At 74.2% G+C, this 23,585-nt stretch carries 22 protein-coding genes; 6 read left to right on the forward strand and 16 right to left on the reverse strand.

All coding sequences use genetic code 11. From position 1 onward, the window contains the following. Positions 1-37: 37 nt before the first annotated feature. On the reverse strand, positions 38-1,030 hold the full coding sequence (locus IG64_RS01940; protein WP_078883720.1) for a DUF3626 domain-containing protein: 993 nt from the start codon (positions 1,028-1,030) through the stop codon (positions 38-40). Between the two features lie 102 nt (positions 1,031-1,132). On the opposite strand from IG64_RS01940, the gene IG64_RS01945 reads away from it, so the two are divergent. The 3 genes from IG64_RS01945 (at position 1,133) to IG64_RS01955 (ending at position 4,380) form a co-directional block, all read left to right on the forward strand. Beyond that, positions 1,133-1,627: an FBP domain-containing protein gene (locus IG64_RS01945; protein WP_037851193.1), complete on the forward strand. Its 495-nt coding sequence runs from the start codon at positions 1,133-1,135 to the stop codon at positions 1,625-1,627. A 106-nt stretch (positions 1,628-1,733) separates the two neighbouring features. Continuing rightward, the gene (locus tag IG64_RS01950; protein ID WP_037851194.1) at positions 1,734-2,987 is read left to right on the forward strand and encodes an FUSC family protein; all 1,254 of its coding nucleotides are present in this window, start codon (positions 1,734-1,736) and stop codon (positions 2,985-2,987) included. Positions 2,988-3,144: 157 nt separating this feature from the next. Continuing rightward, complete coding sequence (locus tag IG64_RS01955; RefSeq protein WP_078883728.1) at positions 3,145-4,380, forward strand: lactonase family protein; 1,236 nt, start codon at positions 3,145-3,147, stop codon at positions 4,378-4,380. Here the strand turns inward: IG64_RS01955 and IG64_RS01960 are convergent. Beyond that, positions 4,348-5,070, reverse strand: coding sequence for a DUF2470 domain-containing protein (locus IG64_RS01960; RefSeq protein ID WP_037851196.1), 723 nt, complete (start codon positions 5,068-5,070; stop codon positions 4,348-4,350). The genes IG64_RS01955 and IG64_RS01960 overlap by 33 nt on opposite strands. 176 nt (positions 5,071-5,246) lie before the next feature. Continuing rightward, positions 5,247-5,855, reverse strand: coding sequence for a TetR/AcrR family transcriptional regulator (locus tag IG64_RS01965; RefSeq protein WP_037851197.1), 609 nt, complete (start codon positions 5,853-5,855; stop codon positions 5,247-5,249). A gap of 141 nt (positions 5,856-5,996) precedes the next feature. Here IG64_RS01965 and IG64_RS01970 point away from each other — a divergent pair, with 141 nt between their 5' ends. After that, positions 5,997-7,523: a cytochrome P450 gene (locus IG64_RS01970; RefSeq protein WP_037851198.1), complete on the forward strand. Its 1,527-nt coding sequence runs from the start codon at positions 5,997-5,999 to the stop codon at positions 7,521-7,523. On the opposite strand, the gene IG64_RS01975 is transcribed toward IG64_RS01970, so the two are convergent. The 5 genes from IG64_RS01975 to IG64_RS01995 form a co-directional block, all read right to left on the reverse strand. Beyond that, on the reverse strand, positions 7,485-8,333 hold the full coding sequence (locus IG64_RS01975; protein ID WP_037851199.1) for a pentapeptide repeat-containing protein: 849 nt from the start codon (positions 8,331-8,333) through the stop codon (positions 7,485-7,487). The genes IG64_RS01970 and IG64_RS01975 overlap by 39 nt on opposite strands. Positions 8,334-8,377: 44 nt before the next feature. Continuing rightward, positions 8,378-9,217, reverse strand: a complete 840-nt coding sequence (locus tag IG64_RS01980) for an alpha/beta fold hydrolase (RefSeq protein WP_037851330.1) — start codon at positions 9,215-9,217, stop codon at positions 8,378-8,380. Positions 9,218-9,275: 58 nt separating this feature from the next. Then, positions 9,276-10,214: a sigma-70 family RNA polymerase sigma factor gene (locus IG64_RS01985; RefSeq protein WP_051812254.1), complete on the reverse strand. Its 939-nt coding sequence runs from the start codon at positions 10,212-10,214 to the stop codon at positions 9,276-9,278. A 270-nt stretch (positions 10,215-10,484) separates the two neighbouring features. After that, on the reverse strand, positions 10,485-11,714 hold the full coding sequence (locus IG64_RS01990; RefSeq protein WP_037851200.1) for a GNAT family N-acetyltransferase: 1,230 nt from the start codon (positions 11,712-11,714) through the stop codon (positions 10,485-10,487). Between the two features lie 157 nt (positions 11,715-11,871). Next, on the reverse strand, positions 11,872-12,774 hold the full coding sequence (locus IG64_RS01995; protein ID WP_037851201.1) for a helix-turn-helix domain-containing protein: 903 nt from the start codon (positions 12,772-12,774) through the stop codon (positions 11,872-11,874). A gap of 134 nt (positions 12,775-12,908) precedes the next feature. On the opposite strand from IG64_RS01995, the gene IG64_RS02000 reads away from it, so the two are divergent. Beyond that, complete coding sequence (locus IG64_RS02000) at positions 12,909-14,192, forward strand: MFS transporter (protein ID WP_234438348.1); 1,284 nt, start codon at positions 12,909-12,911, stop codon at positions 14,190-14,192. Positions 14,193-14,304: 112 nt separating this feature from the next. Further along, a complete protein-coding gene (locus tag IG64_RS02005; protein WP_037851203.1) occupies positions 14,305-15,348 on the forward strand; it encodes a zinc-dependent alcohol dehydrogenase family protein in 1,044 nt (347 codons plus the stop codon). Positions 15,349-15,468: 120 nt separating this feature from the next. Here the strand turns inward: IG64_RS02005 and IG64_RS02010 are convergent, their stop codons facing one another. The 8 genes from IG64_RS02010 to IG64_RS02045 all read right to left on the reverse strand — a co-directional run bounded on the left by IG64_RS02010 (position 15,469) and on the right by IG64_RS02045 (position 23,396). After that, positions 15,469-16,770: an alpha/beta fold hydrolase gene (locus tag IG64_RS02010; protein WP_037851205.1), complete on the reverse strand. Its 1,302-nt coding sequence runs from the start codon at positions 16,768-16,770 to the stop codon at positions 15,469-15,471. A 99-nt stretch (positions 16,771-16,869) separates the two neighbouring features. Continuing rightward, the gene (locus IG64_RS02015) at positions 16,870-17,895 is read right to left on the reverse strand and encodes a LacI family DNA-binding transcriptional regulator (RefSeq protein ID WP_037851207.1); all 1,026 of its coding nucleotides are present in this window, start codon (positions 17,893-17,895) and stop codon (positions 16,870-16,872) included. A gap of 77 nt (positions 17,896-17,972) precedes the next feature. Next, a complete protein-coding gene (locus IG64_RS02020) occupies positions 17,973-18,338 on the reverse strand; it encodes a hypothetical protein (protein WP_037851208.1) in 366 nt (121 codons plus the stop codon). 15 nt (positions 18,339-18,353) lie between these two features. After that, on the reverse strand, positions 18,354-18,674 hold the full coding sequence (locus IG64_RS02025; protein WP_037851211.1) for an L-rhamnose mutarotase: 321 nt from the start codon (positions 18,672-18,674) through the stop codon (positions 18,354-18,356). 17 nt (positions 18,675-18,691) lie between these two features. Further along, positions 18,692-19,777: a rhamnose ABC transporter substrate-binding protein gene (gene rhaS / locus IG64_RS02030; protein WP_037851213.1), complete on the reverse strand. Its 1,086-nt coding sequence runs from the start codon at positions 19,775-19,777 to the stop codon at positions 18,692-18,694. Positions 19,778-19,832: 55 nt separating this feature from the next. Beyond that, positions 19,833-20,852, reverse strand: a complete 1,020-nt coding sequence (locus tag IG64_RS02035) for an ABC transporter permease (RefSeq protein ID WP_037851214.1) — start codon at positions 20,850-20,852, stop codon at positions 19,833-19,835. Beyond that, positions 20,845-21,885, reverse strand: a complete 1,041-nt coding sequence (locus IG64_RS02040) for an ABC transporter permease (RefSeq protein ID WP_037851215.1) — start codon at positions 21,883-21,885, stop codon at positions 20,845-20,847. The genes IG64_RS02035 and IG64_RS02040 overlap by 8 nt, the downstream gene beginning before the upstream one ends. Continuing rightward, entirely contained in the window at positions 21,882-23,396 is a 1,515-nt protein-coding gene (locus IG64_RS02045) for a sugar ABC transporter ATP-binding protein (RefSeq protein ID WP_037851216.1), read from the reverse strand. Before IG64_RS02045 ends, IG64_RS02040 begins: the two co-directional genes overlap by 4 nt. Positions 23,397-23,585 lie beyond the last annotated feature (189 nt).

Below are 23,585 nucleotides of genomic sequence, written 5' to 3' on the forward strand. Positions count from 1 at the left end.
GGCGCGACTTCCGCACCCACTTAGGTCAGGCAATAAATTAAGGCGTGGACAGCTCGGGAGCGGTGGGACCGGCCGCGGCGGGGCCCGGTGCGGCGGGACCGGGCAGGGCCGGACCGGGCACCGCCGGGGCCGGGACGCCGGACGCTGCCCCCGAGCGGGGGCCGCGCGGGACGCGTGCCGTCCCCGCGCCCTCGGGGGCTCCGTGGCGGGCGAGGACGTGCCACACCATCTTCAGGTCCTGCGTCCCGTGGCGGCCGGTGCGGGCCGCGTCGCCGATGATCCGCGGGTCCAGGAGCCCGTCCTGCGCGAGGCGCGCCCCCAGCGCGGTGTACTCCTCGCCCCGGAAGTCGCCGTGGCGGCGCAGTTCGCCGACGGTGAGACGGTAGCCCGGGTGCCACTCCAGGCGGCACGGCAGCTCCCGGGCGTCGGCCTCGACGGGCGTGCCGCGGTGGCTCGCGTCCAGGACCAGCGCCTCGACGTCCCGGGCGAGGTCGACGCCGCCGTGCACCTGGGCCTCGATGTAGTCGTCGAGCGCGTCGCGCTCGTCGGCCTCGGCGAGGGCGATCAGCGCCATGGCGGAGGCGGTGCCGAAGTCGGTGGGCCCGGCCGCGCTGTCGGGGTAGCAGAACGTGGCGCGGGCGAGGGCGGCCGCCGTGAGCCGGAAGTGCGCGGAACCGAATCTCGGGGCGGCGCCCACCACCTGCCGGCGGAAGTCCAGCGCGCCGTAGACGGGCCGGTCGGCCGCGGGGGCGTCGTCGTAGGCGCCGCCGAAGATGCGGCTCTCCCAGCGCCAGCGGTCGCCGCCGGGGTGGGCGGTGAGTCCGCCGTTGCTGGTGCCGGTGACGAACTGGGAGTGGTACGCGCCGTCACGGGCCAGGGCCCGCAGGACGGGCACTCCCCCGCAGAGCCGGTCGGGATGGAAGTTGAGGGTGATGCGCAGGCCTGCGTCGAGGGCCGGTCCCCTGGAGCGTGCCGTCACGTGGGCGAGCGCCGCCCTGGCCCGCGGTGACCGTACGTCGCCGAAATCCATTGGATCCCCTCCCGGAACCTGCTTACCCTAGCCATGAAACTAACACTTTTAGGCAACCGGGCCCCCGGGGTCCTGGTCGCCGTGATCCACCCGGAGCCTTTCATGAGACCACTGTCCGAACAGGAGATCCGCGCCTCCTTCGTGAACTGCTCGAAGGGCGAGGCCAAGCGCCTGGCCGTCCCCCGCGACCTCACGGAGCGCCCCTGGGGCGATCTCGACTTCCTGGGCTGGCGCGACCCCGGCGCGCCCGACCGCAGCTATCTGGTCACCGAGCGGGAGGGCCGGCCGGTGGGCATAGCCCTGCGCTTCCCCTCCTCCCAGCGCGGCTTCCTGCACCGCAGCATGTGCTCGCTGTGTCTGACCACGCACCCCGGCGGCGGGGTCTCCCTGATGACGGCCCGCAAGACGGGCACGGCCGGACGCGAGGGCAACTCCGTCGGTCTGTACATGTGCACCGACCTGGCCTGCTCCCTGTACGTGCGCGGCAAGAAGGTCCCCGCGTCCGGGACCCGCTTCGAGGAGAGCCTGACCCTCCAGGAGCAGATCGCCCGGACGACCGCCAACCTGACCGCGTTCCTGGACAAGCTGTACGCCTGACACCCGACGCCGACGCCCCGCACGGCTCGCGCGTGACCGGTCCGGAGCTATTTCGACCGGACGTGACCGGGTTCGATGCACGTGTGAACGGGGAAGAGCGCAAGGGATGCACGAGGTAAGTGAGTCGATGTCGTCCCTTGTCCGGCTGGTCAAGCGGCACCGGGACCCGGTGGTCGTCCAGGCGCTGCGTTCGACGGTCGCGGCGACGATCGCGTATGTGATCGCGAAGTGGCTGAGCCCGGAGCCCGCCCCGCTCACCGCTCCCCTGACGGCCCTGCTGGTCGTCCAGGTGACCCTGTTCGCGACGCTGAAGACCAGCGTGCGCCGGGTGAACGCGGTGGTGGCGGGCGTGGTCGTCGCCATCCTCTTCTCCCTGCTGGTGGGGCTGACCTGGTGGAGTCTGGCCCTGGTGATCCTGGCCGGTCTCGGCGTGGGCCACCTGGTGCGGGTCGACGAGTTCGTGGCCGAGGTGGCGATCAGCGCGATGCTGGTCCTCGGCGTCACCACCGTCGGCAGCACCGCCTGGGCGCGGATCGTGGAGACCCTGATCGGCGCCGTGGTCGGCATGGGCTGCAACCTGCTGCTCGCGCCCCCGGTGTGGACCGAGCACGCGGGCGAGTCGATCGAGGGGCTGGCGCGCCGGATGCGGCAGCTGATGCTGCACATGGGCGAGGAGGTGGCCGACGGCACGCCGGTGGAGCGCGCCGCGGCCCGGCTGCACGAGGCGCGCCGGCTGGACCACGACATCACGGACGTGGACGCGGCCCTGCGACAGGCCGAGGACAGCCTGCGGCTGAACCCGCGCGTCCGCGAGGGCCTGCTGCACCGGGTGGTGCTGCGCACCGGTCTGGACACGCTGGAGATCTGCACGGTGGTCCTGCGGGTGCTGGCGCGCACCTTCACCGATCTGACCAAGGCGCGGGAGCCGGAGCCGCTGTTCTCACCGCAGACGGGAGCGCTGGTGCAGCAGTTGCTGTGCGAGATCTCCGACGCGGTGGTCAGTTACGCGGTGCTGGTGACCACCGACGTCAGTGTGAGCGCCGAGTCGGCCGAGTCCCGGCTGGCGGCCGAGCTGCGGCAGGCCTCGGCCACCCGCGACAAGCTGGCGCAGCAGTTGCTGGCGGAGGTGCAGCGGGACGCGGGCCACTGGCAGCTGCAGGGCGCGGTGCTCACCGAGGTCGACCGCATCATCGACGAGATGGACACCGAGCACCGCTCCAAGCGGCTCCTGGAGGAGCTGGACCGGCACACGCGCGCGCAGCGCGAACGCCGGTCGCGCCTGACCCGGATCGGCGACCGGCTGGGGGCCCCGGTGCGCAGCCGCCGCAACCACGAGGACGCCGCACGGCATTCTCTGTGAGGGCACCGCGCCCGACGGCGGACGGCCGTGGCGGCAGGCGCACCGGCCGTCGCCCCCTCTTGCCCGCCGCGGGCGGTCCGGGCCAAGGTGATCGTGACGACCGAATCGGACCGTCGTGACGACCGAATCGGACCCGACGACGATCTGGGGTGCCGGCATGGACAGTGGTGGGCGAGCTTCGGGCGGCGCACCGGGCGGCAGGTGGAGCAGGCGGCGGTTCGTCGGGGCCGTCACGGGAGCCGCCGCGGTGGCGGCCGTCCCGGCCCCCGCCTCCCTGCCGTCACCCCCTCCGGCTTCCGCTTCGTCGGGACCGCCCGCGCCGGTGGCGGCCGCGGGCGGCCGGGAGGGCGCGGGCGCGTCGTCCCGGCCCCGGCCGCTCTACCTCGGCACGTACACCTCCGCCGAGGGCGGCGGCACGGGCATCGGCCTCGCGGTGTACGACCCGGTCTCGGGCGCCGTGGCGGGCCGGGGCACGCTGACCGGCGTGGCGGACCCCTCGTACCTGGCCGTGCACCCCGACGGCCGCACCCTGTACGCGGTCGAGGAGCGCCAGGAGGGCCGGGTGAGCGCCGTGCGGCTCGCCGACCGCCGACCGCTCGGCTCCCGCGACACCGGCGGGGCAGGCCCCTGCCATCTGTCCGTGCACCCGTCAGGGCGCTGGCTGCTGAGCGCCAACTACCAGTCCGGCAGCGTGGCCGTGCACCCGATCGACGCCTCGGGCGCGCTCGGCGAGCGCACCGACCTGGTGACGCACACCAGTCCGCCGCCCGGACCCGGGCAGCAGGGACCGCACGCGCACCAGGTCGTCACCAGCCCGGACGGCGGCCATGTGCTCGCCGTCGACCTCGGTACGGACACGGTGTACACCTATCGCCTGGACCCACGGGCGGGCAGGCTCACCGAGGTCTCCCGGGCCCGTACCCGGCCCGGCGCCGGGCCGCGCCACCTGGCCTTCCACCCGGGCGGCCGGTACGCCTACCTGGCCAACGAGGTCGACGACAGCGTGGCGGTCTGCGCCTACGACCCGCCGACCGGCCGGCTGACCGTCGGGAAGGAGCAGCCCACCGGCTCGGGGGCGGGCACGAACTATCCGGCGCAGTTCGCGGTCACGGCGGACGGCCGGTTCGCCTACCTCGCCAACCGGGGTGACAACACTCTCGCCCGGTACGCCGTGGAGGCGGACGGCGCCCGGCTGCGGCTGCTGGACACGGTGCCGGTAGCGGGTGACTTCCCGCGCCAGATCGCCCTCTCCCCCGACGGGCGGCTGCTGTTCGCCGCGAACCAGAAGTCGGGCACGGTCAGCGTCTTCCACGTGGACCGGGCGAGTGGCGCGCTCCGCCGGGCGGGTGAGCCGTTCGCGTCACCCGTCGCCGTCTGCGCGCTGCCGCTGTAGGGCGCGGGGGCAGGAGGCGGCGTTCGCCTGGGCGAGCAGTGCGCGCATGCGTTCGGAGAGCTGGGTGACGTCGTCGGCGGGCGTGTGGAAGGGCAGCCGTACGTCGCCGTGGGCCCACGCCCGTTCGATGCGCAGGGTGAGGCCGTGCCGGTCCACGGCGAGCGGCCGGACCCGCACCGCGCCGTGCAGGGCGTCGGATGCGACCAGCCGGGTGAGCCGTTGCACCGCGTCGGGGTGGGCGTCGGCGAGGTGGGTGAGCAGGCGGGCCTCGGCGGGGGCCAGCGGGTCGGGCACGGCGGCGGCGAACTCGTCCGGGTCGACGACGACGGAGCCCGACGCCTGGCGCAGCACCACGCGCCCCGGCCGGAACTCCAGGTGGCCGCCGGTGCGGGTGAGGCGTCCGGCGAGCCACAGCCGGGCGCGGATCCGGTCGCGCACGGGGACGGGCGCGGGGTCGGCGAACTCCAGCACGGCGGGCAGTTCCCCGCGCGGTGCGCACAGGGCGGCGGCGTGCGCGCTGTCCGCGGGCGGCCGCAGGAGCACCCGGCCGTCCGCGGTCACGGTGTGCGCGCCGGTGAACTCCTCCCGGCCGCCCTGCGCGGTCGCCGCGCAGGACCAGGCGAGCGCCAGCACCGTCCGCGCCCGCTGCGCCGCCCCGGGCACCGCCGTCCATGTGTGACCGCCGCCCATCAGGAACCTCCTCGCCAGTCCATTAGGTAAGGCTTGCCTAACTTACCGGAGACCGGAGCGCACGCCAACCGGGCCGGGCGGCGGGCCGGGAGCCCGCGGGGAGCGTACGGAGGCACGCGGGAGGCCACGAGGGGCGCGGACCACCGCCGGCCCCTGGGGCCACCCACAGCCGGAACCTACGGCGTCAGGACACCCAGCAGCGCCCGCGCGCACAGCTCCCGCACCTGCGCGCGTGTCAGCTCGGAACCGCGCAGCCACTCCAGGCAGACGGCGGTGGTGAAGGCCAGCCAGCCCCGGACCGCGAGCCGCACGTCGGCGCGGCGGGCGAGCGGTCCGAACTCGGGGTCGGCGTCGAGCGCCGCCAGGATCTGCCGCTCCTGCGCGGCCAGGGCCCGCCGGTAGACCCGGCGCACGGCCTGGTCGCCCGCCGCGTCGGCGCGGTGGAAGGCCCGGTAGCCGTGCGCGTGGGCGCTGACGTACTCCAGATAGGCGTCCAGGCCGGCCGTGAGCTGCTCGCGCAGCGGCACCCCGGGGACGGCCGCGGTCATCCGCAGCATGCGGGCGCTCTCGCGCTCCACGACCGCCGCGAAGAAGTCCCGTTTGGTCGGGAAGTAGTGGTACAGCAGTCCGCGCGAGACGCCGGCGATCTCGGCCACCTGCTCGATCCACACGTCGTCGTAGGGGCTCTCCGAGAACAGCCGGGCCCCGACGGAGAGCAGTTGTTCCCTGCGTTCCCCGGTGCTGAGCCGGCGGCGCGTGCGCTGCTGCCCCTGGTTCGCGGCCATCCCCGCACTCTACTTGACGCCGGTTCAACAACGGGACCAGACTGGAACCGCTATTGAACCCACATCCAACACGTGCCGCCGGACCGGTACGGCGCCCGCTCGGCGGTCCGGTGGACCCAGGGAGACCCGGGAGCGCGCGGCATGACGGAGACAACGACCGGAACCGGACTGCCGAAAGGATTCCGCAGCGCGGAGCTGGGCTGGCCCGAGCTGCACCGGCTGCCCCACCCACCGCGCCGGGTCCCCTTCCTCGGCGATGTCCTGGGCGTCGACCGGAGCACCCCGGTGCAGGACTCGATGCGCTCCGCCCGCTCGCTCGGTCCGATCTTCCGCCGCAAGGTGTTCGGCAGGGAGTTCGTCTTCGTCTGGGGCGCGCGCCTGGTCGCCGACCTCGCCGACGAGTCCCGCTTCGCCAAACATGTCGGCCTGGGCGTGGCCAACCTGCGGCCGGTCGCCGGGGACGGGCTGTTCACCGCTTACAACCACGAGCCGAACTGGCAGCTGGCGCACGACGTCCTGGCCCCCGGCTTCAGCCGCGAGGCGATGGCGGGCTACCACCTGATGATGCTGGACGTGGCCGGGCGGCTCACCGACCACTGGGACCGCGCCGAGGCCGCGGGCCGCACCGTGGACGTGCCCGGTGACATGACCAAGCTGACCCTGGAGACGATCGCCCGCACCGGCTTCGGCCACGACTTCGGTTCCTTCGAACGCCCGCGCCCGCACCCGTTCGTCACCGCCATGGTCGGCACGCTCTCCTACGCGCAGCGCCTCAACACCGTCCCGGCCCCGCTCGCCCCCTACCTGCTGCGCGGCGCGACCCGCCGCAACGCGGCCGACATCGCCTACCTCAACCGCACCGTCGACGACCTCGTGCGCGCCCGGCGCTCGGGCGGCGCCGCCGGGAGCGGGGACCTGCTCGACCGGATGCTGGAGACCGCCCACCCCGCGACCGGCGAACACCTGTCGGCCCAGAACGTACGCCGCCAGGTGATCACCTTCCTGGTCGCGGGTCACGAGACCACCTCGGGCGCGCTGTCCTTCGCGCTGTACTACCTGGCCCGGCACCCCGAGGTCGCCGCCCGCGCCCGGGCCGAGGTGGACCGGGTGTGGGGCGAGGCGGCGGCACCCGGCTACGAGCAGGTCGCCAAGCTGCGGTACGTGCGCCGGGTGCTGGACGAGTCGCTGCGGCTGTGGCCGACCGCGCCCGCCTTCGCCCGCGAGGCCCTGCGGGACACGGTGCTCGCCGGGGAACACCCCATGCGGCAGGGGGCGTGGACGCTGGTGCTGACACCGATGCTGCACCGCGACCCCGAGGTGTGGGGCGCGGACGCGGAGCGGTTCGACCCGGACCGGTTCGACGCGGCAGCCGTACGGAGCCGTCCGCCGCACGTCTTCAAACCGTTCGGCACCGGAGCGCGGGCGTGCATCGGCCGCCAGTTCGCCCTGCACGAGGCGACCTTGGTCCTCGGTCTGCTGCTGCGCCGCTACGACCTGCGGGCGCGGCCCGACCACCGGCTGAAGGTGACCGAACGGCTCACCCTCATGCCGCAGGGGCTGCGACTGCGCCTGGAGCGGCGCACGGCGCCCGCCCGGACCGGGACCGTGCCGGTGCCCGACGAGGGCGGCTCAGCCCCGCGCTGCCCAGTGCGCGGGGCGGGTGACTGACCCGGGCAGCCGGGTGCCCGCGCTTCCCCGGGCCGCTGCGACCTGCGGCTGGGTCAGGAAGAACGCGCCCGTCAGGTCGGCGTCCGTGAGGTCGGCGTCCCGCAGGTCGGCCCCGATCAGATCGGCGCCGCGCAGGTCCGCGCCGGTGAGGTCGGCCGCGATCAGGTAGGCACCGCGCAAGCTGGCCCCGCGCAGGTCGGCGCCCCTGAGCCGGGCACCCATCAGGTCCGCGCCCCGCCGGTCCTTCTTGCTGCCGCGCACCGCGACCCGGACCAGTTCGCTGGTGCGCAGCAGCAGCACGTTGACCTCCTGCCGGTGGGCGGCGACGTCCAGCTCGGCCAGGCCCTCGGGCGACAGCAGGGTGAGCTGCTCGGTCCGCTCCAGAGCCCGGCGCACATCGGCGTGGACGGGCCGGGCGGCGGGCAGGGTGAGCGCCTCGGTCAGGTACCAGAGCAGTTCGTGCAGCTGCCGTACGACCGGGAACACGTCGGACATCTGCCGCAGCGCGCCGGCGTCCGCGCCACGCCAGTCGCGGCCGCCGAAGGTGACCTGGGAGACCTTCTGACCCGCGCCGAAGCAGTCGTAGACCGTGCAGCCGGAGTAGCCCTCGTCCCGCAGCCGGGCGTGGATGCCGCAGCGGTGGTCCTCGCGCAGGTTCGGGCACGGCCTGCCCGCGGGCTTGTCACGCGCGAAGTCCGCGGAGGCCGTGAAGGGCAGGGCGACGCAGCACAGCCCGAAGCAGTTCGCGCAGTCACCGCGCAGTCCGGGCCGCGCGTTCGGCTCGCGCCGTTCGGCTGTCTGATCTGGCATGTCCCCACCCTACCGACCCGCGCGGCAGGCCCCGGACCGCCGGGTCAGCGCAGGAACCCGGCGGTGGCCGCCACGAACCGGGCCGGGTCGTCGAGCCACGGGAAGTGCCCCGCGCCCGGCAGGACGGCGAGGTCGCCGTGCGGGAACAGCCCGGCGTACTCCGCCATCGCGGGCGGCGGTGAGTTCAGGTCGCACTCGCCCGCGAGCACCAGCACGGGTGCGGACAGCCGGCCGAGCGCCGCCCGGGTGGCCTCCGTGCCGTACGCGCCCTCGGCCCCGTACACCGCGGCGGCCTCGGGGTTCTTCTCCTCGGCGTCCGCGGCCTCCAGCGCCCGCGCGGCGTCGTCCCAGCGGCCGTGCAGGAAGGGGGCGATCGCCTCCCAGCGCACGTCCGTGGCACGGCCCGCCACGACGTCCTCCAGGGCGGCGTACGCCTGCGGGTACCACGGTTCGTCCGCGCGCAGGCGTGCGGTCGCGAGCCGGACGTCCGCCGTGACGGTGATGCCGACCGCCACGACGCTCGGTGTGATCAGCGCGAGCCGTCCCACCCGCTCGGGGAAGCGGCTCGCGTAGAGCGCCGCCAGGTTCGCGCCCGCGCAGTGCGCGAGCAGGTCCACCCGCTCCAGGCCCAGGTGCTCGCGCAGCGCCTCGATGTCGCCGACGAGCCGGTCGCAGCGGTACGTCGCCGGGTCCCGGGGCGGCTGCGAGGCGCCGGTGCCGCGCAGGTCGAGGCGGACCAGCCGGCGGTGGGCGGACAGCCCGCCGAGGTCCCCGAGGTAGGCCGAGGCGCGCATCGGCCCGCCGGGCAGGCAGATCAACGGCGCGCCCTCACCGCTCTCGTGGCAGGCGAGGCGGGTTCCGTCGTGGGCCGGGAAGACAGGCATGGCGATGACCATGTCAGCGCCGCCCCGGCCGCGCAACCGGGTTTGCGGCGGCCCCAGTTCAGTCCGCCATGGCCTCGCGCAGACCGAGGTGTGCCAGCCGGCCGGGGTCGGACAGGATGTAGAGGTGGGTGATCCGGCCCTCCGCGACGGTGACACCCATGACCGAGTGCGGGCCGTCCTCGGGGGTGTTGGCCAGCCCGACCGCGCCGTTGACCAGCACCAGGCGCGCGGTCGGCGCGTAGCGGGAGAAGGTGAGCGCCTGCGCCGCCACCGTGCGCGCGCCGTGGACCACCTTGGACCCGGCGGCGCCGCGGACCAGGGCGCCGGCGTCGACGCGCAGCACCGCATCGGGGTGCAGCACGGCGACCAGTGCCTCGAAGTCACCGCCGCGCGAGGCGGCGAGGAACGCCTCCAGCACCTCTCGCTGCCGTTTGAGGTCGGTCTCCGCGGAGGGGGTGGCGCCCTGGACCCGGCGGCGGGCCCGGCTGGCCAGCTGCCTGGTCGCGGCCGCGGTGCGGTCCACCACCGGCGCGATGTCGTCGAACGGCACGGCGAACAGGTCGTGCAGCACGAACGCGAGCCGCTCGTCGGGCTCCAGGGTCTCCAGCACGACGAGCAGGGCGAGCCCCACCGAGTCGCCCCGCAGCGCCTCCTGTTCCGGGTCGGCCGTCGTCAGGGGCCGCACGAGCGGGTCGGGGACGAACGTCTCGTCGATGGGTTCCTCGCGCCGCGCGCCGCGCGTGCGCAGCAGGTCCAGGCAGACCCGGCCGGTCACCGTGGTCAGCCAGGCCGCCAGGTTCCCGATGCCGGCGGTGTCGGTGCGGGTGAGCTTGAGCCAGGTCTCCTGGACGGCGTCCTCGGCCTCCGCCAGCGAGCCGAGCATCCGGTAGGCGACCGCGCGCAGCCGGCCCCGGTGCTCCTCGAACCGCCGCGCCAGGGCTTCCTCACCGGCCGCCGTGCCGGTCGCGCCGGTCGTGCCGGTCGTGCCGTCAACCATGTCCCATTCCCGTTCCCCGTCGCGCGTCCCGGGCCCGGACGTCCTGTCCGCGGCCGGCTCGCCCCTGCGCCCTGTCCGTCGGCGCGGTGTCCCGCGGCCTCCGGTCGATCATCCTAGGCCGAGGAGGGCGTCACCGGCCGGACGGTTCGGAGGTCACCGCAGGTTCCCCGCCGACCGGGCCGGCCGACGTCTCCGCGCTCGCGGTCAGGAAAACGCGGGCCTGGCGGGGCCCGTCCGGCGGGCGGGACCGTCCGGAGTCCGCGAGCGCGGTCAGAACCAGTGCAGGCAGTGCGGGGCGCGCTCGGCGCGGAAGAGGGCGTCGGCGAGGGTGGCCGCGCCCGGGTGGTGGGCCCGGACGTGTCCGGCACGCACGAGCGTGCTCGGGGCCGTGCCGCCGAGGTAGACGGCGCCCAGGTCGCCGATGTCCAGGGACAGGTCGGGCTCGCGGTCCGTCGGGACGCAGTCGGCCCTGCCGTCCCGGACGGTCAGCAGGTAGCGGTCGTGTTCGCCGAGGAACGGGTCGTGGAGGCCGAGGACGAGTTCGCCGTCCGTGAACCAGCCGCGCGCGGTCAGCGCGCGCGGCACGTCCAGCAGCCGCACCCAGAGCCAGTCGGTGTCGCCGCTCACCTCGCCGGCGCGGAAGTCCGCGAACCGCCAGCGCAGCGGGTGACCGGGCGGGACGTGCCTGAACACGACCTGGGAGACCAGGTCGTGTCCGAGTGCGAACCGGGCCAGGGACGTGAAGACGGCGTCGTCGGCGGCGATGGTCTCGTCGACCGTCAGGGTGCCGGACTCGACCGAGTAGCTGGCGTACCCGTCCGGGACGCCGCCCGCGTCCCGGTGGACGGCGACGTGGCGCGGCGCCGGCGAGACCGGGGGCTGCCCCGCGCGCAGGACCCACCAGCGGTGCGGCCGGGACAGCGCGCCGGGCTGGGCGCGGCGGTAGCGGTCGTAGACCTCCTCCAGGATCGCTCCGCACTCGGCGCGCCGCAGGATCTCGACCGAGCCGTGGTCCGGGCCGGCCGGTGGTGCGCCGGCCACCGCGCGCGCCCGGGGGACGGCGAGGGCGGCCCCGTGGCGCGGCACCGTCAGCCGCGCCGTGTAGGTCGCCGGTCCGTAGCCGAACCTGCCGTAGATCGGTGCCTCGGAGGCGAGCAGCACGGAAAGGAACTCCCCGCGGGCCCGCAGCTCGGCGAGCTGATGCCGCATCAGCGCGCTGAGCACGCCCTGGCGCCGGTGCGAAGGCAGGACACCGACGGCGGTCACGCCGGCGGCCGGGACGAGGGCCCCACCGGGCAGGGTCAGCTCGAAGGAGTGCGCGGCGGCGGTGCCGACGGGCCGCCCGTCCGCCGTCAGCGCGAGCAGGCAGCGGTCCGGCTCCAGCGCCGACCACCACAGTCCGCCGCCCTCGACGGGGGTTTCGGGGAAGCGCCCGAACGCGGCGTGGACGGTGTCGACGAAGACACCGAGATCCTTGTCGGTCGTGGGACGGATGTCCATCGTTGCCGCTGCCTCCCCGGGTCGCCGACGCCACGACGTGCGGTGTCTGCCCACAGTGCAGCGTCCGCCCGGGGCCGGGGCAAGTGAATTACGGCGGTCGGTGCGGACCGGCCCGGGGCGGACGCGGGCCGGGTCGCGGGCGCCCGTGGACGGCTGCTCAGCGAAGCCGGCCGGACTCCGCCGGCCGGGCGGCGGTGGCCGCGAGGGAGGCGAGGAGTCCGAGGCGTTCTTCGGAGGTGCTGCCGGGTTCGGCGGTGTAGAGACTCAGGTCGTGCACGGCCCGGTGGGAGACGGGCAGGTCCAGGGACTGGTAGGTCAGCTCCAGGAGGCCGGCCTCGGGGTGCCGCAGCCGCTTGGTGCCCTCGTGGCGGATGCGGACGTCGTGCGCGGCCCACAGGGTGCGGAAGTCGGGGCTGAGCGTGGACAGCTCCCCGATCAGCTCGCGCAGGGCCCGGTCGTGCGGTTCGCGCCCGGCCTCGGCACGCAGCAGCGCGACGGTGGCGGCCGCGCCGCTCTCCCAGTCGGCGAAGAAGTCCCGTGAGCCGGCGTCGAGGAAGTGGTAGCGGGCGAAGTTGGCGCGGCCGCGCCCGTCGGTGGCGGGGCTGTCGAACATCGGCGCGTGCAGGGCCCGGGCCAGCGGGTTGGTGGCGACGACGTCCAGGCGGCCGTTGCGTACGAAGGCGGCGGACATCGCGATGGTGTCCAGCAGCCACTGGGTGCGGGGCGGGACCTCGACGTCCCTGCGGCGGGACGGCGTGCGGCGTGCGGGGCGGGCGGCGCGGGCCAGGTCGAACAGGTAGGTGCGTTCGTCCTCGTCCAGGTGCAGGGCCTGGGCGACCGCGGCCAGCACGTCCTCGGAGACTCCGCTGATGTGGCCCTTCTCCAGCCGCGTGTACCACTCGGTGCTCACCCCGGCCAGCACGGCGACCTCCTCACGCCGCAGCCCCGGGACCCGGCGGCGGCCGCTGGTGGGCAGTCCCGCCTGTTCCGGGGTGATCCTCGCGCGCCGGCCGACGAGGAAGTCCCGGATCTCCGCACGGTGATCGCTTCGGTCGTCCATGCACTCCACGGTAGCCAGCGGGCGGCGCCGAGGGAGGTCGAGCCTGTACCCCCCATGGACACGACCTTCTCCGCCTGCGCCGAAGCGGGTCTCCTGGGACACGTATCCCGATCCCCCCCCCACGGAGATGAACCTTGAGTACGCGAGGAGGAACCCTCCACGCCCCCGCCGAAGCACGGGCCGGCCGGCCTCAGCAGGCAGCGCGCACCCGGCTTCCGCTCGTCGTGCACGTGCTCGCGCTGGGCACGTTCCTGATGGGCACCACCGAGTTCGTCGTGGCCGGCCTGCTGCCCGAGATGGCGGGAGACCTGCGGGCCGGCGTCGCCCGGACCGGTCTTCTGATCACCGTGTTCGCCCTCGGGATGATCGTCGGCGCGCCGTTGACGGCGCTGCTCACGCTGCGGCTGCCCCCACGACTGACCCTGATGCTCGCCCTGGGCGTGTTCGCCGCGGGTCACGTCGCCGTCGCCGTCGGCTCCGGTTTCACCCTGCTGCTCGCGGCCCGCTTCCTGACCGCGATCGCCACCGGTGCCTTCTGGGCCGTGGCCAACGTGGCGGCCACCCGGGCCGCGGGCCCGGGGGCACGCGCCCGTGCCCTCGGTCTCGTCGGGGCCGGCGCCATGCTCGCGAACGTCGTCGGTGTACCGCTGGGCGCGTTCGCCGGCCGGCTGACGGGCTGGCGCGGACCGTTCTGGGCCCTGGCGGTCCTGGCCGCCGCGGCCGTCCCGCTGATCGCCCGCACCGTCCCGCACCAGGGCCCGGCCCAGCGGCGGGGACCGGTCCGCTCCGAGCTGACCGCGCTGCGCTCCGGCCGTCTGTGGCTGGTCCTGGCGGCCTGCGCCACCACCACGGGAGGCGTCCTGGCCGCGTACTCCTACATCGCGCCGCTGCTGACCGTCCGCACCGGTCTGGCCGCCGGTCTCGTTCCGCTGGTCCTGGTGGGCTTCGGCCTCGGCGCCCTGGTCGGTTCGGTCACCGGCGGCCGTCTGGGCGACCGCCGCCCCCACACCGTGACCGTCACCGCCGCCGCGGGCGCCACCCTCCTGCTGCTCGCGATCGTCCTGCTGGCCGGCTCCGCCCCCGTCACGGTCGTCCTGGTCGCCCTGCTCGGCTTCTTCGGCCTGGGCGCCAACCCGGTCCTGATGGCCCTGGCCGTCCGGTACGCCGGCAGGGCGCCCACCCTGGCCTCCGCCCTGACCGTCTCGGCGTTCAACCTCGGCACCGCGGCCGGCTCCGGGATCGCGGGCCGGGCCCTCGGCTCCGGCCTGGGCCCCACCGGTCCCGCCGTCGTCGGCACCGCCGTCGCCGCCCTGACCCTGATCCCCGCCACCGTCCTCGCCCTCGACCGCCGCCGCGGCACGGCGTCCGGCTCGGGGGAGCTTCCGGGTGCGCCCGCCGACCGTGCCCGTCAGGGTTGAGAACGGCCGGGGCGCGCACTCGCCCATGAACCACCGGCCGGCGCCTTCGGAACACATGAACCGCAGGCCGGCACCTTCGAAACACACGATTGACCGCACTGGAGAGCACCTCATGCGCGCAACCCTCATGTACGGCGCCGGCGACGTCCGCGTCGAGAACGTCCCCGACTCCGCCGTCAGGCTGCCCACCGACGCCCTGGTCCGCATCACCGCGTCGTGCATCTGCGGCAGCGACCTGTGGCCCTACGGCTCGATGAAGCCCGAGGACGGCCCGGCCCGCATGGGCCACGAGTTCATCGGCATCGTCGAGGACACCGGATCGGAGGTCACCACCGTCGAGCGCGGCGACCTCGTCGTCGCCCCGTTCGCGATCTCCGACAACACCTGCGAGTTCTGCCGCGAGGGCCTGCACACCTCCTGCTCCCATCCGCAGGCCGGCTTCTGGGACGGCGAGCCGGAAGAAGGCGGCCAGGCCGAGGCCGTCCGCGTCCCGCTGGCCGACGGCACCCTGGTCAAGCTGCCCGTCGCGGCGGACTCCGCCCTCATCCCGTCCCTGCTGACCCTCTCGGACGTCTTCGGCACCGGCCACCACGCCGCCGTGGCGGGCGGTGTCGACGAGCGCACCCGCGTCACCGTGATCGGCGACGGCGCCGTCGGCCTGCTCGCGGTCCTCTCCGCCAAGCGGCTCGGGGCGGAGCAGATCATCCTCATGGGCCGCCACCAGGCGCGCACCGACCTCGGCCGCGAGTTCGGCGCCACCGACGTGGTCTCCGCCCGCGGCGAGGAAGGCATCGAGACCGTCCGCGAGCTGACCGGCGGGCACGGCACGCACGTGGTCCTCGAATGCGTCGGCAACATGCCCGCCTACGAGCAGTCTCTCGGTGTCGTCCGCCCCGGCGGCGTGATCAGCCGCGTCGGCGTCCCCCAGTACGAGGACGCGCCCGTCGGCTTCGGCAGCCTCTTCCGCCACAACGTCCGCCTCGCCGGAGGCCCCGCGCCCGTGCGCGCCTACATGGAGGAACTCATGCCCGACATCCTCGACGGCACGATCCGGCCCGGGAGGGTCTTCGACGCCACGACCGGCCTCGACGGCGTCCCGGCCGGCTACCAGGACATGGCCGACCGCAAGGCACTCAAAGTCCTCGTCAAGCCCTGACCCGCAGTGCCGAGGGGTCCGGGCCGGCCGGCCCCCTCGGCACCCGGCGTTCCCGTCGCGGCACCCCGTTCCGCCCGGCGTTCCCCTCGCGGCACCGGCCCGCCCGGGGGCGGGCCGGTGTCAGGCGTCGTCGCGGGCGAGGGCGAGGAGCCGGTCGAGGACGCGGGGGCCGCCGGCCCGCACCCCGTCGTGCTCGAACTCGTCGGTGACCCAGGTGCGCAGGCCGCGCACGGCGCGGGCGGTGGCCAGGGCATGGCCGGTGTCGACGTACATGTCGTCGTGGTAGACGGCGGCGGCGACCGGGACCTCGTTGGCGGCGAGCCGGGCCGGGTCGTACAGGGGCCGCCAGTCGGTGCGGGCGGCGAGCAGGTCGGCGCACTCGCGCAGCGGGCGCAGCGCGGGGTCGCAGTCGAACGTCCAGGGGTGCACGGTCTCGCCGGTGAACAGCAGCGGCCCGTCCCCGGCGAGCGCCTTGGCCGCGTCGAACTGGGGGAACTCGGCGCGCACCCGCTCGGCCGACCAGGCGGTGGGCCGGCTGTCCTGGGCGTAGATGGCCTCGTGGACGAGGGCGTAGAGCGGGTGGGCGGCGTAGGACAGCGCGCCGCGGACCTCCTCCTGGAAGGCGTCGGAGAGGGCCGGTCCGCCAGGGGTGGGTACGAACGCCTGCTCCAGGAGGAAGTGGAGGCGGTGGCTGCCGTCCGCGCCGCCGAGCATGATGCCCAGGGACTGGAAGGCCTCGGCGGTCAGCCGGTGTCCGCCGGGGAGCACCACGTCGTGGGTGAGGAGGTGCTCGGCGATCTCGCGGGCGCGGGCGACGTCCTGCGGGTAGCGGGCGTAGTGCGCGGCGACCTTGCGCTCCATGCGCGGGTAGGCGGCGCGGTAGACGTCGTCGGCGTGTGCGTCCAGGGCGGGCAGGCCGCCGGTGATCAGGGCGGTGTCGAGGCCTTCGGGGTGGGTGGAGAGGTAGTGGACGGTGCAGAAGCCGCCGAAGCTCTGGCCCAGGACGGTCCAGGGTGCGCCGCCGGTGACCTCTGGGCGGATCGCCTCGCAGTCGCGGACGATGGAGTCGGCGCGGAAGCGGGTGAGGTAGTCGGCCTGTGCCGCCGGGCCGCCGCGCAGCGGGAGGGTCTGGCGGTTGGCGGGGGTGGAGCGGCCGGTGCCGCGCTGGTCGAGGAGGAGGACGCGGTACTCCTGAAGGGCCCGGCCGAGCCAGGCCTGCCTGCCGATGAACCGGTTCGCCCCGAAGCCGGGGCCGCCCTGGAGGTAGAGCAGCCACGGCAGGTCGCGGTCGGCCTTGTCGCGGGCGGCCACCGCACGCGCGTAGAGCTGGATCGTCTCCCCCGCCGGGTCGTCGTGGTCGAGCGGCACGGTGAAGAAGCGGTCGGTGAGGACGACGCCGGGCTGGTGGTAGCTGACGGTCAACGGTTCTCCCAGGACGGAGGTGCTACGGCCGCGTCCCAGTGGAGCACATGCCGCCGCGCCCCCGGGCCGGTGGGAGGGGGAAACGTGCTGAACGGCCGGTCAGCGACCGGGGAGGGTGGAGCTGCGGACCACCAGTTCGGGCTGGAGCACCACCCGCCGGTGCTCGTGCGCCTCGGGGCCGCCCCGGGTCTCCGTCTCCTCCAGCAGCAGCCCGGCCGCCAGGGCCCCCAGGGTGACGGCGGGCTGGCGGACCGAGGTGAGCGGGACGGCCGCGGCGGCGGCGAACTCGATGTCGTCGTAGCCGACGATGGCGAGGTCGTCGGGGACGCCCACGCCGGCCGCGTACATGGCCTGCAGGACGCCCAGGGCGAGCAGGTCGTTGGCGCAGAACACGGCGGTGGGCCGGTCGGCGAGGCCGAGCAGCCGGGCGCCGGCGTCCCGGCCGGCGGCGACGTCGAGGCGCTCGGTGGGCAGTTCGCGCAGCACGCCGGGGCCGAGTCCCGCCTCCGCGAGCGCGTTCAGGGCGCCGGTGCGGCGGTCGCGGACCTGGTTGAGGCCGGGCGGCCCGCTGACGTAGGCGATGGAGCGGTGTCCGGCGTCCACGAGGTGCCGTACGGCCAGGGCGCCGCCCGTCACGTCGTCGACGGAGACCGAGCACTCGGTGGCTCCCTCGGCGACCCGGTCGACCAGTACGAAGGGGATGTTGTGGCGGCGGAAGGCCGCGATGTTGCGGCCGGTGGCGTCGGTGGGGGTGAGCAGCACGCCGCGGACCCGCTGTTCGGCGAAGAGCGCCAGGTACTCGGCCTCCTCGCCGATGCTCTGGGCGCTGTTGCAGACCATCACGCCCAGCCCGGCGTCGCGGGCGGCCCTCTCCGCGCCGCGGGCGACGTCGACGAAGAACGGGTTGCCCATGTCGAGCACGAGCAGGCCCATGATCCGGCTGCGGCCCGCGCGCAGTTGGCGCGCGGACTCGCTGCGGACGTAGCCGAGCCGGTCGATGGCCGAGAGCACCCGGGCGCGGGTCTCGGTGGCGACGGTCTCGGGGCGGTTGATGACGTTCGAGACGGTGCCCACGGAGACACCGGCGGCACGGGCGACGTCCTTGATACCCACCGACTGGGACATCGGAGCGGGACCTCCATGAGGGATGTGGGCGGCGGGCGGGCCATCAGGTTACCGTCATCCCCGCGCGCCCGAGCGGATCAGGCGGGCAGCGCGAAGCCGGCGACGTGCGGCGACGGCGGCGTGCTGCCGCCGGGCCCCTGCCGGTGGTGGACGGCGCGGCCGCGCGCGGTGCGGCAGGCGTCCGCCCAGTGGGCGGGGCAGGGCCCGGGGCGGCCGGGGACGTGGTGGACGACGGCGTGCGCGAGCCCGGCGCAGCCGGTCCACCGGCTCTCCCGGTTCGTCAGGGAGCGGTCGGTTCCCAGCGGGCCGAGGGCCGGGCCGGGGCGGGTGACGGCGGCCCGGCGGGGGCCGCCGGTGGTTCCGGCCGGTGCCCCGGCGTCCTCGCGCCGGGTGAACGGAGCGTGCAGCCGGCTGCGGCCGCGTGGGGTGACCGGTGGTTTCATGCGCTGCTCCGGGGGTCAGGCGAGGTGGAAGACCTCGGTGAGGGGCTTCATGGCCTCGTCGGGCCGGGTGCCGTCCGGGGAGACGAAGAACGGCGCCATCTCGGCCTGCCAGCGGGTGTTGACGTCGGTGGCCTCCATGGCGGCCCTGGCCGCCTCGAAGTCCTCGGTCTCCAGGTAGCCGACGAGGAGGCCGTCCTCGCGCAGGAAGAGCGAGTAGTTGTGCCAGCCGGTGGCCGAGAGCGCGTCGCGCATCTCGGGCCACACGGCCGCGTGGCGGGCGCGGTACTCGGCGATCCGGTCCTCGCGGACCTCGAGGAGGAAACAGACGCGCTGCATGAAGTACCGCCCGGGGGTCAGAAGTCGTACTGGTCGATGTTCTTGGCGTCGAAGACGGTCGGCTTGCCGAGGTTGATCACGCCGTCCTTGCCGATGGTGTACGAGCCCATGCCGCCGGCCTTGAAGGTCTCGCCCTCCTTGCCGGTGATCTGCCCGGAGGCCAGGGCGACGGCGGTGCGCGCGGCCAGCTCGCCCAGCTTTGCCGGGTCCCACAGCTCGAAGGCCTCGACGGTGCCGTTCTTGACGTACTTGCGCATGTCGTCCGGTGTGCCGAGGCCGGTCAGCTTGACCTTGCCCTTGTACTTGGAGCCGGACAGGTACTGGGCGGCGGCCTTGATGCCGACGGTGGTCGGGGAGATGATCCCCTTCAGGTCCGGGTACTCCTGGAGCAGTCCCTGGGTCTGCTGGAAGGAGGCCTGGGCGTCGTCGTTGCCGTAGGCGGTCTTGACCAGCTCGATGTCCTTGTACTTGGGGTCCTTCAGCTCCTCCTTCATGATGTCGATCCAGGCGTTCTGGTTCGTGGCGGTCTGGGCGGCGGACAGGACCGCGATCCGGCCCTTGTAGCCGATCTGCCGGGCGAGCAGCTGGACCTCGGTGCGGCCGAGGTCGTCGGCGGATGCCTGGGAGATGAAGGCGTTGCGGCACTCGGGCCTGGTGTCCGAGTCGTAGGTGACGACCTTGATCTTGTTGCTCATGGCCTGCTTGAGCGCGGTGCACAGGGCGCCGGGGTCCTGGGCGGACACGGCCATCGCGTCGACCTGCTGCTGCGTGAGGGTGTTGACGTAGGAGACCTGGCCGGAGGTGTCGGTGGCGCTGGAGGGGCCCACCTCCTTGTACTTCTCGCCCAGTTCCTCCAGGGCCTTCCTGCCGCCGTCGTCGGCGGTGGTGAAGTAGGGGTTGTTGACCTGCTTGGGCAGGAAGCCGACGGTCAGGCCCTTCTTGGTGGCGGCGTTCGGGTCCGCCTTGCCGGCCGGGGCGGCTGCCGCGCCGCTGTCCTTGCCCACGTCGTTCTTGGTGGTGCCGCCGCAGGCGGTCAGGGCGAGGGCGAGCGAGGTGACGGCGGCCAGGGCGGCGCCGGTGCGGCGGATCGAGGCTCTGCGCATGAGGGTTCCTTACGGGTACGGGAGGACGGGCTCGACGAGGTCGTGGTGGCGCCGGTCACGGGGCCGCGGTGGGCGCCTGCGGTCCCGGCTCCGCCGCACGGCGCCCGGCTCGGGCGAGGGCGATCTGGCGGGCGACCCGGGGGCCGAGCACGGAGACGACCAGCAGGACGCCGGTGACGACGATCTGGGACTGGGCGGAGACGTTCAGCAGGCTCATCACGTTCTGCAGCGCGCCGAGCAGGAAGACACCGGCGACGGCGCCGCCGAGGGTGCCCTTGCCGCCGTCGAAGTCGATGCCGCCGAGCAGCACGGCGGCGACGACGGAGAGTTCGAGACCGGTGGCGTTGTCGTAGCGGGCGCTGGCGTAGTGCAAGGCCCAGAAGACGCCGGTCAGGGCGGACATGAGACCGGTGGCGGTGAACAGGATCAGCCTGTGCCGCTTGACCCGGATGCCGGCGAACCGGGCGGCCTCCTCGCCGGCGCCGATGGCGAACAGCGACCGGCCGAACGGGGTCGCGTGCAGGGTGAGGACGGCGACGGCCAGCAGGACGAGGAAGGGCAGGAAGGCCTGCGGGAGGAAGCTGCCGCCCAGGCGTCCGGCCGCGAAGTCCAGGTACTGCGAGGGGAAGTCGGTGACCGCGTCGGAGCCGAGCACGATCTGCGCGATGCCCCGGTAGGCGGCCAGCGTGCCGATGGTCACGGCGAGGGAGGGCAGCCCGAGCCGGGTCACCAGCAGGCCGTTGACCAGGCCGCACACCGCGCCGAGCACCAGGCACAGCGGGATGATCGTCTCGATCGGCAGGCCCTGGTTCCACAGGGCGCCCATCACCGCGCCGGACAGACCGGCGGTGGAGGCGACCGACAGGTCGATCTCGCCGGAGACGACCAGCAGGGTCATCGGCAGCGCGATCAGCGCGATCGGCAGGGTGTTGCCGATGAGGAAGGACAGGTTGAGGGCGTTGCCGAAGCCGTCGACGAAGCCGAAGGAGAACAGCAGGACCACGACGAGCAGGGCGCCGACGACGGTGTCCCAGCGCACGGCACGGGTCAGTGAGGACGCGGAGAAGTCAGCCATGGCGGGCGTTCCTCTTCTTCAGGGCCGAGGCCACGCGCAGCGCGACGATCCGGTCGACCGCGATGGCGAGCAGGAGCAGGATGCCGTTGATCGCGAGCACCCACACGGAGCTGACGCCGAGGGCGGGCAGCACGCTGTTGACGGAGGTCAGCAGCAGGGCGCCGAGGGCCGCGCCGTAGACGCTGCCCGATCCGCCGGTGAAGACGACGCCGCCGACCACGACCGCGCTGACGACGGTGAGTTCGTAGCCGTTGCCGGTGCCGGAGTCGACGTTGCCGAACCGGGCGAGGTACAGGGCGCCCGCCAGGCCGGCGAGAGCGCCGCAGAAGGTGTAGGCGGCCAGGATCCGCCTGCGCACCGGAATGCCGGCCAGCCGTGCCGCCTCCGGGTTGGAGCCGAGCGCGTACAGCTCGCGGCCGCTGCCGAAGTGCTTGAGGTAGTAGGCGGTGCCGGCCAGGAGAACCAGGGCGATCAGCGCGAGGTAGGGGACCGCCCACACACCGCCCGAGCCGAAGTCGACGAAGCCGCCGGGCAGGTCGGCCGCGGTGATCTGGCGGGAGCCCACCCAGATGGAGTCGGCACCGCGGATGATGTACAGCATCCCGAGGGTGACGACGAGGGCGGGCACCTGGCCCAGGCTGACGAGCAGGCCGTTGAGCAGACCGCAGCCCACGCCGAGGAGCACCGCGAGGACGACGGCCACCAGCGGGTTCCCGCCGCCGTGCAGGTACGTGCCGGCGGCGAACGCGGTGATGCCGAGCGTGGAGCCGACCGACAGGTCGACGTTGCGGGTGATGACGACCAGCGACTGGCCGGTGGCGACCAGCACCAGGATGGTCGCGTTGAGCAGCAGGTCCTTGATGCCCTGCTGGGAGAGGAACTCGCTGTTGCCGGCCTGGGTGACGGCGATCATCACCAGGAAGACGGCCAGGATGGCGAGTTCGCGCATCTTGAACACGCGGTCGGCCAGGCGGGTGCCGCCGGACCTGGCCGCCTCGGCGGTGGGGGCGGGCTCGGGAGCGGTCACGGTCACGCGGCCCTCCCCGTGGCTGCGGCCATCACGGTTTCCTCGGTGGCGTCGGAGCGGGGGATCTCGGCGGTCAGCCGGCCCTCGTGCATCACGAGCACGCGGTCGGCCATGCCGAGGATCTCGGGCAGGTCGGAGGAGATCATCAGCACGGCGACGCCGTCGGCGGCCAGCCGGCTCAGCAGCCGGTGCACCTCGGCCTTGGTGCCGACGTCGATGCCCCGGGTGGGTTCGTCGACGATGAGCACCTTGGGGTCGGTGGCGAGCCACTTGGCCAGCACGACCTTCTGCTGGTTGCCGCCGGAGAGGGTGGAGACGGCGTCGGCGATCCGGGCGTACTTGACCTGGAGGCGGACCGCCCAGTCCAGGGAGCGGCTGCGCTCGGCGCCGCGGTCCACCAGACCGGCCCTGGCGGTGGTGCGCAGTCCGGTCAGGCCGATGTTGCGTTCGATGGACATGTCCATCACGAGGCCCTGCGCACGCCGGTCCTCGGGGACGAGGGCGAGTCCGGCGGCCATCGCTGTGGAGGGAGCGCCGTTGGTGAGGGCGCGGCCGTCGACCTCGACCTCGCCCGCGTCCCAGCGGTCGACGCCGAACACGGCGCGGGCGACCTCGGTGCGGCCGGCGCCGACCAGTCCGGCGAGCCCGACGATCTCGCCGCGCCGCACCTCGAAGGAGATGTCGGTGAAGACGCCCTCGCGGGTGAGCCGGCGCACGCTGAGGGCGACCTCGCCCGGGGTGACGTCCTGCTTGGGGTACAGCTCGTCGAGGTCGCGGCCGACCATGCGGCGCACCAGGTCGTCCTCGCTCATGCCCGTCAGCGGTTCACTGGCGACCCAGGCGCCGTCGCGCAGGGTGGTCACCCTTCGGCAGATCTCGAAGATCTCCTCCAGGCGGTGCGAGATGAACAGGACGGCGGCGCCCTGGTCGCGCAGGGTGCGCACGACGCCGAAGAGGCGGGCGACCTCGCTGCCGGTCAGCGCGGCGGTCGGCTCGTCCATGATCAGGACGCGGGCGTCGAAGGAGAGCGCCTTGGCGATCTCGACGATCTGCTGGTCGGCGATGGACAGGCCGCGGGCGGGGCGGTCGGGGTCGAGGTCGACGCCCAGGCGGCGCATCAGGGCGGCGGTGGCCGCGCGGGTGGCCTTGTGGTCGATGCGGCCCAGCGAGCGCCGGGGCCGGCGGCCCATGAAGATGTTCTCGGCGATCGACAGGTCGGGGAAGAGGGTCGGTTCCTGGTAGATGACGGCGATGCCGGCGTCACGGGCGTCGCCGGGGCCCTGGAAGGTGACGGGCGCGCCGTCGAGCAGCACCTGGCCGGCGTCCGGCCGGTGCACCCCGGCGAGGGTCTTGATGAGGGTCGACTTGCCGGCACCGTTCTCCCCGGCGAGGGCGTGCACCTCCCCGGGGAACAGTTGCAGGGACACGTTCCTGAGTGCGCGCACCGCGCCGAAGGACTTCGAGACGTCCTTCAGCGCCAGCACCGGGGCCGGACCCGTGTGGGACGGGTGGGTCATTGGGGGCTCCTCGACGGCGCGGGCCGAAGAGCCGCATCACGCCGTGAAAGGTTTCAACTGGGTTGCCGGGACGTTAGGCATGTAGCCCACGTCACGTCAATGGGTAGGGGTCGAAAATCTCCCGACGCCTGAAGGTCACGGCAGCATCACGGTCAACGGCCCGCGCGGGGAGGGTTGACACCTCCGCCG

The organism is Streptomyces sp. NRRL S-340, from assembly GCF_000720185.1.
Classification (GTDB): domain Bacteria; phylum Actinomycetota; class Actinomycetes; order Streptomycetales; family Streptomycetaceae; genus Streptomyces.

Coding starts and splice junctions, on each gene's coding strand:
- IG64_RS01940 (WP_078883720.1), bottom strand. CDS start 1,030: ATGGATTTCGGCGACGTACGGTCACCGCGGGCCAGGGCGGCGCTCGCC.
- IG64_RS01945 (WP_037851193.1), top strand. CDS start 1,133: ATGAGACCACTGTCCGAACAGGAGATCCGCGCCTCCTTCGTGAACTGC.
- IG64_RS01950 (WP_037851194.1), top strand. CDS start 1,734: ATGCACGAGGTAAGTGAGTCGATGTCGTCCCTTGTCCGGCTGGTCAAG.
- IG64_RS01955 (WP_078883728.1), top strand. CDS start 3,145: ATGGACAGTGGTGGGCGAGCTTCGGGCGGCGCACCGGGCGGCAGGTGG.
- IG64_RS01960 (WP_037851196.1), bottom strand. CDS start 5,070: ATGGGCGGCGGTCACACATGGACGGCGGTGCCCGGGGCGGCGCAGCGG.
- IG64_RS01965 (WP_037851197.1), bottom strand. CDS start 5,855: ATGGCCGCGAACCAGGGGCAGCAGCGCACGCGCCGCCGGCTCAGCACC.
- IG64_RS01970 (WP_037851198.1), top strand. CDS start 5,997: ATGACGGAGACAACGACCGGAACCGGACTGCCGAAAGGATTCCGCAGC.
- IG64_RS01975 (WP_037851199.1), bottom strand. CDS start 8,333: ATGCCAGATCAGACAGCCGAACGGCGCGAGCCGAACGCGCGGCCCGGA.
- IG64_RS01980 (WP_037851330.1), bottom strand. CDS start 9,217: ATGCCTGTCTTCCCGGCCCACGACGGAACCCGCCTCGCCTGCCACGAG.
- IG64_RS01985 (WP_051812254.1), bottom strand. CDS start 10,214: ATGGTTGACGGCACGACCGGCACGACCGGCGCGACCGGCACGGCGGCC.
- IG64_RS01990 (WP_037851200.1), bottom strand. CDS start 11,714: ATGGACATCCGTCCCACGACCGACAAGGATCTCGGTGTCTTCGTCGAC.
- IG64_RS01995 (WP_037851201.1), bottom strand. CDS start 12,774: ATGGACGACCGAAGCGATCACCGTGCGGAGATCCGGGACTTCCTCGTC.
- IG64_RS02005 (WP_037851203.1), top strand. CDS start 14,305: ATGCGCGCAACCCTCATGTACGGCGCCGGCGACGTCCGCGTCGAGAAC.
- IG64_RS02015 (WP_037851207.1), bottom strand. CDS start 17,895: ATGTCCCAGTCGGTGGGTATCAAGGACGTCGCCCGTGCCGCCGGTGTC.
- IG64_RS02020 (WP_037851208.1), bottom strand. CDS start 18,338: ATGAAACCACCGGTCACCCCACGCGGCCGCAGCCGGCTGCACGCTCCG.
- IG64_RS02025 (WP_037851211.1), bottom strand. CDS start 18,674: ATGCAGCGCGTCTGTTTCCTCCTCGAGGTCCGCGAGGACCGGATCGCC.
- rhaS (WP_037851213.1), bottom strand. CDS start 19,777: ATGCGCAGAGCCTCGATCCGCCGCACCGGCGCCGCCCTGGCCGCCGTC.
- IG64_RS02035 (WP_037851214.1), bottom strand. CDS start 20,852: ATGGCTGACTTCTCCGCGTCCTCACTGACCCGTGCCGTGCGCTGGGAC.
- IG64_RS02045 (WP_037851216.1), bottom strand. CDS start 23,396: ATGACCCACCCGTCCCACACGGGTCCGGCCCCGGTGCTGGCGCTGAAG.